The sequence below is a fragment of the Corynebacterium suedekumii genome, assembly GCF_030252185.1.
Classification (GTDB): Bacteria; Actinomycetota; Actinomycetes; order Mycobacteriales; family Mycobacteriaceae; genus Corynebacterium; species Corynebacterium suedekumii.
The window spans coordinates 2,507,977-2,519,619 of the sequence record NZ_CP126970.1 but is presented as its reverse complement, the minus strand read 5'-3'; the positions used below and the strand labels follow the sequence as shown (position 1 = coordinate 2,519,619).

The 11,643-nt window shown below is 69.1% G+C and carries 12 protein-coding genes and 2 pseudogenes; 12 read left to right on the top strand and 2 right to left on the bottom strand.

Annotated features, from left to right (window positions below; all coding sequences use genetic code 11):
- The first annotated feature begins 9 nt into the window (after nt 1–9).
- The 4 genes and pseudogenes from QP029_RS12625 (at nt 10) to rplS (ending at nt 3,681) form a co-directional block, all read left to right on the top strand.
- The gene (locus QP029_RS12625; protein WP_284874609.1) at nt 10–180 is read left to right on the top strand and encodes a hypothetical protein; all 171 of its coding nucleotides are present in this window, start codon (nt 10–12) and stop codon (nt 178–180) included.
- Nucleotides 181–291: 111 nt separating this feature from the next.
- Nucleotides 292–606 carry a hypothetical protein gene (locus tag QP029_RS12620; RefSeq protein ID WP_284874608.1) on the top strand — a complete coding sequence of 105 codons (315 nt, stop codon included), beginning with the start codon at nt 292–294 and terminating at the stop codon, nt 604–606.
- A 210-nt stretch (nt 607–816) separates the two neighbouring features.
- Nucleotides 817–3,110 (top strand): annotated as a pseudogene (locus tag QP029_RS12615) (Tex family protein).
- A 229-nt stretch (nt 3,111–3,339) separates the two neighbouring features.
- Entirely contained in the window at nt 3,340–3,681 is a 342-nt protein-coding gene (gene rplS, locus QP029_RS12610; RefSeq protein ID WP_284874607.1) for a 50S ribosomal protein L19, read from the top strand.
- Between the two features lie 60 nt (nt 3,682–3,741).
- Here rplS and QP029_RS12605 read toward each other — a convergent pair whose 3' ends face one another.
- Nucleotides 3,742–5,448, bottom strand: a complete 1,707-nt coding sequence (locus QP029_RS12605) for an ABC transporter ATP-binding protein (RefSeq protein ID WP_284874606.1) — start codon at nt 5,446–5,448, stop codon at nt 3,742–3,744.
- Nucleotides 5,449–5,515: 67 nt separating this feature from the next.
- On the opposite strand from QP029_RS12605, the gene lepB reads away from it, so the two are divergent.
- The 8 genes and pseudogenes from lepB to dprA all read left to right on the top strand — a co-directional run bounded on the left by lepB (nt 5,516) and on the right by dprA (nt 11,461).
- Entirely contained in the window at nt 5,516–6,265 is a 750-nt protein-coding gene (gene lepB / locus QP029_RS12600; RefSeq protein WP_284874605.1) for a signal peptidase I, read from the top strand.
- Nucleotides 6,265–6,885, top strand: a complete 621-nt coding sequence (locus tag QP029_RS12595) for a ribonuclease HII (RefSeq protein ID WP_284874604.1) — start codon at nt 6,265–6,267, stop codon at nt 6,883–6,885. Before lepB ends, QP029_RS12595 begins: the two co-directional genes overlap by 1 nt.
- Nucleotides 6,882–7,187 carry a DUF2469 domain-containing protein gene (locus tag QP029_RS12590; protein WP_284874603.1) on the top strand — a complete coding sequence of 102 codons (306 nt, stop codon included), beginning with the start codon at nt 6,882–6,884 and terminating at the stop codon, nt 7,185–7,187. Before QP029_RS12595 ends, QP029_RS12590 begins: the two co-directional genes overlap by 4 nt.
- A complete protein-coding gene (locus tag QP029_RS12585) occupies nt 7,188–8,033 on the top strand; it encodes a hypothetical protein (RefSeq protein ID WP_284874602.1) in 846 nt (281 codons plus the stop codon).
- Nucleotides 8,030–8,305 carry a hypothetical protein gene (locus QP029_RS12580; protein WP_284874601.1) on the top strand — a complete coding sequence of 92 codons (276 nt, stop codon included), beginning with the start codon at nt 8,030–8,032 and terminating at the stop codon, nt 8,303–8,305. Before QP029_RS12585 ends, QP029_RS12580 begins: the two co-directional genes overlap by 4 nt.
- Nucleotides 8,306–8,438: 133 nt before the next feature.
- Entirely contained in the window at nt 8,439–8,810 is a 372-nt protein-coding gene (locus QP029_RS12575; RefSeq protein ID WP_284874600.1) for a YraN family protein, read from the top strand.
- Complete coding sequence (locus QP029_RS12570; protein ID WP_284874599.1) at nt 8,797–10,308, top strand: YifB family Mg chelatase-like AAA ATPase; 1,512 nt, start codon at nt 8,797–8,799, stop codon at nt 10,306–10,308. Before QP029_RS12575 ends, QP029_RS12570 begins: the two co-directional genes overlap by 14 nt.
- Nucleotides 10,305–11,461, top strand: a pseudogene (gene dprA / locus QP029_RS12565) (DNA-processing protein DprA). Before QP029_RS12570 ends, dprA begins: the two are co-directional and overlap by 4 nt.
- 9 nt (nt 11,462–11,470) lie before the next feature.
- Here the strand turns inward: dprA and QP029_RS12560 are convergent.
- Complete coding sequence (locus tag QP029_RS12560; RefSeq protein ID WP_284874598.1) at nt 11,471–11,623, bottom strand: hypothetical protein; 153 nt, start codon at nt 11,621–11,623, stop codon at nt 11,471–11,473.
- Between the last annotated feature and the right edge of the window lie 20 nt (nt 11,624–11,643).

The following is an 11,643-nucleotide window of genomic DNA, read 5'->3' as shown; positions in this document are numbered from 1 at the left end:
CGTGAACCGTTGACCGAGGAACAGTGGCAGGCGCGCCGGGCTCGGCGCCGTGCCGACGACTACGCCCTCCTCGACCCGGACCGGGAGCCCTCCCTGCAGGACCACGATGTCGAGGACACGGGCCGTTCAGTGCGGGCACGGAACGGCGGCCTGCCGGGGACGGGGAGACGGCGCCGTTGAGGGTCAGTGCTGCCGGTAGGCTGAGGACGAAACTTCACGAATCGGGGGATTCTTATGGGGGCTACGATGCCCGTGTGGGGTGCGGTCGCACTCGCACTAGGGGTGGCACTGGTGACACAGATTGGCGCGCTGCTCCTGCAATGGCAACGACATGCACATGAGTGTGAAGTGAAGCGAGCGGAGGAGTGGCACCGCAATCTGAGATGGGGGACCGATCACATCGTCGCCGGTGGTGACGTCGGTCTGCTTGTCGGGGTCAGTGTTCTGGATGCTCTTGACGATGAACCCGACCTGCCGAAGAGTGATTCTGCTCTGATCGATTCGATCCTGGCAGGCGTGTTCCCCGACACCAGTGACTCCGGGGCCGAGGAGAATTACAATCACCAGCAGGAAGAAGGAGGTGCACCAGATGACCCAGACCACTAAGGCCGCCGACAAACCGCGCCGGTTCCGCACGCCCACGAAGGGGAAGTGGCTGCCGCCCGCCTCATCCTCAAGCGCGACCGCGAAGGCCGGGGACAGGTGCGCATCACCCCGCGCATGCGCGAGTACGCGGCGTACAACGGCTACGACGACTGACTCGCAGGTCCCGGGCACCGGCGGGGTCTCATGTTGTCCCCGCGTAGACTGTCCCGAATGATCGTCACCACCATCGCCCGTGAACTCGGCGTGCGCGAGGACCAGATCCGCGCCGTCCTCGACCTGCTCGCAGAGGGCAACACCGTCCCGTTCATCGCCCGGTACCGCAAGGAGGCCACCGGCGGCCTCGACGACGCGCAGCTGCGCACCATCGAGGAGCGCGTCACCTACCTGCGGGAACTCGAGGAGCGCAAGCAGGCTGTCCTCGACGCGATCGACGAGCAGGGCAAGCTCACCGATGATCTCCGGGCGCTGATCCTCGCGTGCGAGACCAAGGCCCGCCTGGAGGATCTCTACCTGCCGTTCAAGAAGCGCCGCCGCACGAAGGCCGACATCGCGCGCGAGGCAGGCCTGGAGCCGCTCACCGATGCGCTTATCGACGACCCCGCCGCCTCACCGCAGGCCCTCGCCGCACGGTTTGTCACCGAGGGCGTCGGTGATGAGGCGGCGGCCCTGGAAGGTGCCCGCCACATCCTCATCGACCGCTTCGCCCTCGACGCCGACCTTGTCGGTGAGGTGCGCGAGCGCATGTACTCCACCGGATCCATGACCGCCTCGGTGGTCGCCGGTAAGGAGACGGAAGGGGCCAAGTTCAAGGACTACTTCGAGTTCTCCGAGCCTTTCCACAAGCTCCCGTCCCACCGCATCCTCGCGCTCCTGCGTGGCGAGTCGGAGGGCATCCTCCACCTCGACCTCGACGCCGGCGACGACACCATCTACGAGGGCATGATCGCCGACCGCTTCGACCTGGCCACCCACGCCTCCACCTGGCTCGCCGACGCCGTCCGCCGCGGCTGGCGCACCAAACTCGCCGTCTCCTCCGGCCTCGACGTCCGCATGCGCCTCAAGGAGAAGGCCGAGGAAGGTGCCCTGCAGGTCTTCGCCACCAACCTCCGCGACGTCCTGCTGGCCGCCCCGGCGGGCCAGCGTGCCACCCTCGGCCTGGACCCGGGCTTCCGCAACGGCGTCAAGTGCGCGGTCATCGACCCGACCGGCAAGGTCCTCGACACCGCCATCGTCTACCCGCACCAGCCGCAGAACCGCTGGTCCGAGGCCGTCCAGACCCTCGCCGGCCTGTGCGCCACCCACGGCGTGGACCTCCTGGCCGTGGGCAACGGCACCGCCTCCCGGGAGACCGAGAAACTCAGCACCGAGATCGCGGACCTCATCGCCCAGGCCGGCGGCAAGCGCCCCACCCCGGTCGTCGTGAGCGAGTCAGGCGCCTCCGTCTACTCCGCCTCCGAACTGGCGTCCAGGGAGTTCCCCGACATGGACGTTTCCTCCGCGGGGCCGTCTCCATCGCCCGCCGCCTCCAGGACCCGCTGGCCGAACTGGTCAAGATCGACCCCAAGGCCATCGGCGTCGGCCAGTACCAGCACGACGTCAACCAGGCCGCCCTGGCCCGTACCCTCGACGGCGTCGTCGAGTCCGCCGTCAACGCCGTCGGAGTGGACCTCAACACCGCCTCCGTCCCGCTTCTCCAGCGCGTCGCCGGCGTCACCGGGACCCTGGCCACCAACATCGTCGCCCATCGCGACGCCAACGGTGCCTTCGTCTCCCGCAAGGGACTGCTCAAGGTCCCGCGCCTGGGCCCGAAGGCCTACGAACAGTGCGCCGGCTTCCTCCGCATCACCGGTGGCAGGGATCCTCTCGACGCCTCCGCCGTCCACCCCGAGGCCTACCCGGTCGTCGCCCGCATCGCCGCGGCCACCGGTCTCGACGTCGCCGACCTTATCGGCAACACCCGCGTCCTGTCCTCCCTGCGCCCGGCCGACTTCGCCGATGAGACCTTCGGAATCCCCACCGTCACCGACATCATCGCCGAGCTGGACAAGCCCGGCCGCGACCCGCGCCCCGAGTTCAGGACCGCCACCTTCAAGGAGGGCGTGGAGAAGATCTCCCACCTCACCCCGGGCATGATCCTCGAGGGCACCGTCACCAACGTCGCCGCCTTCGGAGCCTTCGTCGACGTCGGCGTCCACCAGGACGGCCTCGTGCACGTCTCCGCCATGTCCGACCGGTTCGTCTCCGACCCTCACGAGGTCGTCCGCTCCGGGCAGGTGGTCAAGGTCAAGGTCATGGAGGTCGATGTCGACCGCCAGCGCATCGGCCTGTCTCTGCGCCTGGACGATGAACCCGGCAAGCCCGGCACGAAGCCGCAGCGCGGTGGCCGCGGTGGCGACAACCGGGGTGGTGGCCAGCGTGGTGGTGGCAACGGGCGTGGCCAGCAGCGCCCGGCTGCCGGTGGCAGCATGGCCGACGCTCTCAAGCGCGCCGGGCTGGGCGGCTGACCCGGCCGGAGGGTTTGAGTCGTTCCGCCGGGATCAATCGCGGCGGAGCTGCTCACAGTCGGCGGGGGATTTGGTCGACCACCGAGACCTGTGGCACACTATCCCGGTTGACCGTGACCTTGACTGGTTGCGGTGGCGCTACTTTGTAACGGGCATGAACCGGCCGAGCGCTCCAGTAGGAGAGATGCCGCCAGGGTCCTCTGTCCAGAACTGAAAAGGAACAAGTTCCATGAACATTCTCGACAAGGTTGATGCAGCACAGCTGCGCGATGACGTCCCGGCTTTCCGCCCGGGCGACACCCTCGACGTGCACGTCAAGGTCATCGAGGGCAACAACCAGCGTACCCAGCTGTTCAAGGGCGACGTCATCCGTCGTCAGGGCTCCGGCATCCGGGAGACCTTCACCGTCCGCAAGGTGACCTTCGGCATCGGCGTGGAGCGTACCTTCCCGGTGCACTCCCCGAACATCGACAAGATCGAGGTCGTCCGCAAGGGTGACGTTCGTCGCGCCAAGCTGTACTACCTGCGCGATCTGCGCGGTAAGGCTGCCCGCATCAAGGAGAAGCGCTAGTCTTCAGCGCCCTCGGCCCCGCTCAACCACTGGTTGGGCGGGGCTTTTCCGTGCCTGCACCTAGCTCAGCAGCTGCCGGCTGGCCAGGTCACGGTACATCGAACTCGACGCCAGCAGCTGGGCGTGTGTGCCGGTGGCCTCGACCTCCCCGTCCCGCATGACGATGATGCGGTCGGCGTCGGTGACGGTGGACAACCGGTGGGCGACGATGACCAGGGTGCGTCCCTGGGCGGTGGCGTCGATGGCGTCGAGGATGAGTTGTTCATTCCGGGAGTCGACGGCGCTGGTCGGCTCGTCGAGCAGGAGAATCGGGGTGTCCATGAGCAGCATGCGGGCCAGGGCGAGGCGTTGGCGTTGTCCTCCGGAGAGACTGACGCCCCGGTCCCCGAGGACGGTGTTCAGACCATCGCTCTCCTCGAATCGGGAGCGCAGATTGACCTGGTCCAGGGCCCACCACAGACGGTCGTCGTCGACGTCGGCGGAACCGAGCCGCAGGTTCTCCCGGACCGTGCCGGCCAGGACCGCCGCCTCCTGCTCCACCAGGCCGACCACGGAACGAACCGACGCGGGAGTCAGGTCGGCGATGTCCTGGTCGCCGAGGAGTATCCGTCCCGAGGTGGGGTCGTAGAAGCGTTGGAGGAGGGCCAGGACCGTGGATTTGCCGGACCCGGAGGGGCCGACGATGGCGGTCTTGGATCCCGGTTCGATCCGGAAGTTGACGTTGCGGAGGACCGGGGTGGCGCCGTCGTAGGTGAAGGACACGGCGTCGAAAAGCAGGGAGCGGGCGGGGACGGCAACCTCGCCGTCGGTGGTCTCGGGTTCCTGGTGGAGCACGTCCTGGATGCGCTGGATCGCGCCCATCGCCTGCCGGATGCTGGTCACTGCGCCGAAGATGGCCCCCAGGGGCATGGAGACCATGAAGAGGTAGAGGACGAAGGTGACGAGGTCGGCGACGGAGATGGTGCCGGCGGCGACCCGTGCACCGCCGACGCCGAGCACGACGAGAAAGCTGCCCTGCATCGCCAGGCCCGTGGCGGGGAAGAGGAGGGCCTCCACGCGGGCGATCTTGACACCCTGATGGAAGGCGTCGGCGGCGCTGTCCTGCAGCCCGGTCTCCACCTGGTCCTGGGATCCGGTGGCCCGGATGGTCCGTACTGCTCCGAGGGCCCGGTCCATGCCGGCGCCGAGGGCACCGACCGCCTCCTGCGCGCGGGTGGTGTAGCGCTCGATGAAGGTGGAGGTGGTGGTCACGGCGACCAGTGCGACGCCGACGACGGCCAGGACGATCAGCAGCATCATCGGGTCGATCAGCGCCATGAGGACGACGGCGCCGGCCATGGTGGCCACGCCGCCGACGGCGTCGACGAGGCCGCCGGTGAAGGCGGAGCGGACCAGGGTGGTGTCGGATCCCAGGCGGGTGACCAGGTCTCCGGTGCGGTGGGTGTCGTAGAAGGGGACCGGGAGACGGAGCATGCGGGCGATGAGGCTGCGGCGGGTGCCCAGGACCGCGGCCTCGGCGGTACGGGTCATCACGTAGATCTGCGCGGCAGCGGCCACGGAGGAGACGAGGAGCAGTCCGACGAGGATCCACACGAGTCCGGCGATTCCGCCCTCGCCGATCCGGCTGATGATGGCGTTGATCACCATCGGCTGGGCCAGGCCCAAGGCGGCACCGATCAGGGAGAGTAACACTGCGAGGGCGAGGGTGCCGCGGTGGTGGCCCAGCATGGCGACAAGTGCGCGGAATGGTGAGGTGGGTGTGGACATGATGAGACAAGTGTAGGTCGTCGTGCCCCCACGGTCCCGGGACCCGCGGCTGGTAGCATCTCCACCCGTGACTGAATCAGAGAAGACGGACGCAGGCAGCACCGCTGCGGGGGCAGAGAAGAAGGCGGCCCCGTGGTACATCGAGATCCCCGTGGTCATCGTGGTGACGCTGCTGGTCATCTTCCTCATCCAGACGTTCGTCGGCCGGGTGTACATGATCCCGTCGCAGTCGATGGAGCCGACGCTCCACGGCTGTGAGGGCTGCACCGGTGACCGCATCGTCGTGGACAAGATCTCCTACCGCTTCTCTGATCCGGAGCCGGGGGACGTGGTGGTGTTCAAGGGCACCGATTCCTGGAACTCCGGGTTCGTGTCCCAGCGGTCGGACAACGATGTCGTCCGCACCCTGCAGAACCTCGGTTCCTATGTTGGGCTGGTGGCCCCGGACGAGAATGACCTGGTCAAGCGCATCGTCGCCACCGGTGGCCAGACCGTGTCGTGCCAGGCGGGCGACCCGGCGGTGATGGTGGACGGCGCGCCGATCGACCAGTCCTACACGCTGCAGCCGGCCGCCTACCCGGTGGATCCGGCGATCGGTTCGGAGGCCTGCGGTGGCGCCTACTTCGGCCCGGTCCAGGTGCCGGACGGCCACTACTTCATGATGGGTGACAACCGCACCAACTCCGCCGACTCCCGCGCCCACCTGGGGGATCAGTTCCAGGGCACCATCCCGGAGGACCACATCCGCGGCAAGGTCCAGGCCATCATCTTCCCCTTCAACCGCATCGGCGGTGTTGAGGACCCGGACATCCAGTAGTGGAGTCCCTCCTGGTCGCGCACGGTCTCGGCCCGGTCGCCGGGGTCGATGAGGCCGGCCGTGGCGCCTGCTGCGGGCCCATCACCATCGCGGCGTGCATCCTGCCGGACGGTGACATCCCGGAACTGGCGGGACTGACGGACTCGAAGAAACTCACGGCGAAGGCACGCGAGCGCCTGTTCCCGCTCATCACCGAGGCTGCGCTGGCGTGGTCGGTGGTCTCCATCGACGCCCCGCTCATCGACGCCCGCGGTATCCAGCACGCGAACATCTCGGGGATGCGACGCGCCGTCGCGAAGCTGGATGTGCGCCCCGGGTACGTCCTGACGGACGCATGGCGGATCCCCGGGCTCACCGTCCCCCACCTGCCGGTGGTCGGCGGGGATCTCGCCGCGCGCTGCATATCCGCGGCGAGCGTGCTGGCCAAGGTGACCCGGGACCGGCACATGGTCGAGCTGGACGAGCGGTACCCGGAGTACGGGCTGGTCTCGCACAAGGGCTATTCCACGAAGGTGCATCTGGCTGCGGTGCGCCGCCACGGTGGTACCGCGCACCATCGTTACACTTATGCCAACGTTGCGGCGGCCCACCGAGAGTGGCTACAGGAAGGCACAGCATGAGCGCTGAAGAACTCGACAACTACGAGGCCGAGGTCGAACTCTCCCTCTACCGCGAATACCGGGACGTGGTCAGCCAGTTCTCCTATGTGGTGGAGACCGAGCGACGCTTCTACCTGGCCAACGCCGTCGAGCTCATCCCGCACAGCGACGGCAAGGACGTCTACTACGAGATCCGCATGTCGGATGCGTGGGTGTGGGACATGTACCGCTCCGCCCGTTTCGTGCGCTACGTCCGCGTGATCACCTACAAGGACGTCAACATCGAGGAGCTGGACAAGCCGGATCTCATCATGCCGGAATAGATGGCCGACCACAGTCTCAAGCGGCATTTCACGGGGCAGTGCGCCCGGCGCATCGCCGACCTGGTGGGGGACCGGGTGGACGGGGAGGAGTTCGCCCGCGCCGTCGACGCACGTATCGGCGACCTCGAGCTGAAGGACCGGGTCCTGGTCATCGCCCGGGAACTGCGGGAGCAGCTGGGGGAAGACTACGTGGACTCACTCAGCGTCCTCGTGGATTCCCTCGGGCCTGAGCTTCGCGAGGACCAGGGCATGTTCACCGAATCCTGGTACCTCATGCCCGTGGCCCGGTTCGTGGAGGAATTCGGGCTCGATCACCCGCGGGAGTCGCTCGCCGCGATCGAGCAGATCACCCGCCGCCACACCGGCGAATACGCCATCCGCCCCTATCTCGCCCAGTGGCACGAGATGACCATGGGCGCGGTCCGGGACTGGGCCCGGTCCGACAGCCACAACGTCCGCCGGCTGGCCTCCGAGGGCATCCGACCGCGGTTGCCCTGGGCAGGACAGTTCGCCCCGTTCATCGCCGATCCGCGGCCGGTCATCGAGGTCATCGACCTGCTCATCGACGACCCGTCCCTCTACGTCCGCACCTCCGTGGCCAACAACCTCAACGACATCTCCAGGGACCATCCCGAGCTCGCGGTGGACACGGCCGTCCGGTGGCTGGCGGCGGGTTCCGAGCGGACCTCGTGGATCGTGACCAAGGGCCTGCGCACGCTGGTGAAGAAGTGCCATCCTGGTGCCCTCGAGCTCCTCGGCGCAGCCCATGACCCCGCCATCATGGTACGTGACGTCGCGGTCACCCTGACCGGCTCCGCATCGGCGAAACGCTGGCGGTCACCGTGACCGTGGCCAACGAGTCCGGCACCGAGCGTGACGTCATCGTCGACTACCAGATCCATTTCCGCCGCCCCGACGGTTCGCTTCGTCCCGCCACCTTCAAGGCCGGCCGGGTCCCGGTTGCGCCCGGGGCGACGGCCGAGGTGCGCGCACGCCGCCCCCTCAGACAGCTCACGACCCGGACCCTGCACCCCGGCGAGCACCTGGTCACCGCGCAGGCCAACGGCAACCCCGGCGGACGGGCAACCTTCCAGTTACTACCCGCTGCCCCCGAGTAGTCAAACGCGGCCCGGCCCCAGCTGTGGATAACCAGGGTTGTCCACAGCCTCAGAGCTGGCCTGCCCGTCCGGCGCTGTCTTCTCGCCGCGCGCCCGTTCACCCTTGAGTCACACACAACTGCAAGGGGGAATCATGACCATCACACTGCGCACCCGCCTCGGCCGCCGCGGGGAGGACCGAGCCGCCGACCTCTACCGACGCCGCGGCGCCGAGATCATCGACCGCAACGTCTACTATCCCGTCGGCGAACTCGACCTCATCGCCCGGGAACCGGACGGCACGATCGTCTTCGTGGAGGTCAAGACCCGTACCGGCGTGGCGTTCGGCGGCGCCGAAGCCGTCACCGACCGCAAGCTCGCCCGCATGCGCCGCGCCGCCACCGCCTGGCTCGCCGGGCGCCCGTACGTCCCCGTGCGTTTCGACGTCGTCGTGCTCACCGCCATCCGCGGCGGCACCGACTTCGAGGTCGCCGTCTACGAGGGGGTCGAGCATGGCGCTCGGTAGATCCTTCACCGCCGCCCTCGAGGGGGTCACCGCCCGCATCGTCACAGTGGAGGCGAACATCGGCCCCGGCCTGCCCGGCATCCACGTCGTGGGGCTTGGCGACGCCGCCGTCTCCGAATCCCGCGACCGCATCCGCACTGCGGTGGCCAACTCCCGGTTGTCCTGGCCCAGGACCAAGATCGTCGTCTCCATGTCACCGGCCTCACTGCGTAAAGCCGGCTCCCACTTCGACCTGCCCACGGCGCTCGCCGTCCTCGCCGCCCGCGTCCCCGACATCGCCCCGGTCCTCGACTCCACCCTCATCATCGGCGAACTCGGCCTCGACGGGGGCGTCCGTGAGGTCCCCGGAGTCCTTCCCGCCCTGCTCGCCGCCCGGGAACACGGCTTCACCAAGGCGCTCATCCCACCGGGCAACGCCGCCGAGGCCACCCTCGTCGACGGTCTGGCCGTCTTCGTCGCCCCGACCCTCGCCGGGGCATGGGACTGGGTGCTCGGCGAAGGAACGTTACCCATGGCCGACGGGGGAGTGTCCACCCAGGAGCGCCGCATCCCCGACTTCGCCGACATCGCCGGCCAACCCCAGGCGCGCCTGGCGGCCGAGGTCGCCGCCGCCGGCGGGCACCACATGTTCCTCATCGGCCCGCCCGGTTCCGGCAAGTCCATGATCGCCACCCGCCTGCCCGGCATCCTCCCGCCGCTGACCCCTGACCAGTCTCTGGCGGTCACCGCCGTCCACTCCGTGTCCGGCCACCCCGGCGTGGTCCGGCAGGCACCGTTCGTCGCCCCACACCATTCCGTCACCCGCCCGGCCCTGCTCGGCGGCGGATCAGGCCTGCCACGGCCCGGAGCCGTGAGCCTGGCCCACCACGGGGTTCTCTTCCTCGACGAGGCCTCCGAGATCTCCGCCGCCATCCTCGACGGCCTGCGCACCCCGCTCGAGGACGGCCACGTCCGACTTCTCCGCTCCCGCCGGGAGGTCATCTTCCCCGCCCAGTTCCAGCTCGTCCTCGCCGCCAACCCCTGCCAGTGCGCCGCCGACGACCCCGCGGCCTGCCGCTGCTCCTCCAGCGTCCGCGCCCGCTACCTGGCCAACATCTCCGGACCGCTGCGCGACCGCCTCGACCTCATCGTCCGGCTCCGGTCCACCGGCGCAGTCCTGTCCACCGAGGGCGCGGAGCCCTCCGCGGCCATCGCCGAGCGGGTGTGCGCAGCGCGGGACCGGGCGATGTTCCGGTGGCGGCGGCACGACAGGGGGTGCGACATCAACGCCCACATGGATCCCCACCTGCTGCGCCGCCACCACCCGGCCGACGACGCCGGCATGGCACTGCTCGGTGTCCTGCTTGCCGACGGCACCCTCACCCAGCGTGGCGTCGACCGCGCCCTCAAGGTCGCCTGGACCCTCGCCGACCTAGCTGGAGTGGACCAACCCGACCTCGGTCACATCGCCGCCGCCGTAGATCTCCGCGGTGATGAGGACGCGAGGGCCGCCGCATGAGCAGCAGAGAATCCTGGGCCTACCTCAACCGGGTGGTCGAGGGCCCGAGCCGACCACTCCAGGCACTGCTCACCGCCGGCCGCGGCGCCGACGAGATAGCCCACGGCGTGCGCACCCGCGCCTCCTGGCTCGGCGACCTGGCCGGGCAGACCGCCTCCCGCTACGACTGGGAACGCGCCGAGGAGGACCTCGCGATCGCCGAATCCGCCAGTGCGCGCCTGGTCACCCCGGAGGATGATGAGTGGCCCGCCGACGAACTGGCACAGTCCTTCGGCTTCGCCGCCACCGGACGCAGCGACCACCTCCGCAGTTACCAGTCCGACGCCGTCGAACCCCACGCACTGTGGGTTCGGGAGCTCCCCTGTCCGGCGCGGTGGCACAGTCGGTCGCGGTCGTGGGCACCCGCGCGGTCACCCGCTACGGGGTGGAGGCCACCCGCCAGATCGTCAGCGGGCTGGCCGCCCACCAGTGGACGGTGGTCTCCGGCGGCGCCCTGGGTATCGACACCGCCGCCCACGAAGCAGCCCTCTCCGCCGGCGGCCGCACCGTCGCCATCGCCGCCTGCGGCATCGACCGCGCCTACCCGGCCCGCAACGCCACCCTTCTCGACCGGATCGCGGACCAGGGCTGCGTGGTCACCGAGTACCCGCCCGGCGTCCCGCCCCAACGCCATCGTTTCCTCACCCGCAACCGGCTCGTCGCCGCACTGACGAGGGGCACCATCATCGTCGAGGCCGCCTGGCGATCCGGCGCCCTCAACACCCTCAGCTGGGCCGAGGGGCTGGGGCGGATCACCATGGCCGTGCCCGGCCCCATCACCGGCAGCGGTTCACTCGGCTGCCACGAACGCATCCGGGCCGGCAGGGCCCAACTGATCACCGGCGCCGACGACGTCCGTGCCCTCCTCGGCGCAGCAGGGGCGATGGATGTGGGGGAGCAGTACGAACTCGCCTTCGCCGCCACCCCGGTTCAGGGCTTGTCACGCAATGAGCTCCGGGTCTACGACGCCTGCGCCGCCGACGGCGTCACCGCCCAGGACGTCGCGGCGGCTGCGGGCCTGCCCTTGCCGCTGACCGTCCATCTGCTCATGGATCTGGTCAACCGGGGCCTGATCACCCGGGAAGGGACCGCCTGGTCGCGCCGGGAGGAATGACCGGAACCGTCAGGTGAACATGCCCGTGACCGGTGGACGTTCCACCTTCGGCGGGCGACGGGAGCGGCGGAAGGAGTGACGGACGACGACGGCGGTCATCACCGCGTACATCACCAGGAACGGCCAATCGTTCGCGAGGGACCACTGCTCGAATACATCCACGCCTGCTCCTTCCTGCTCAG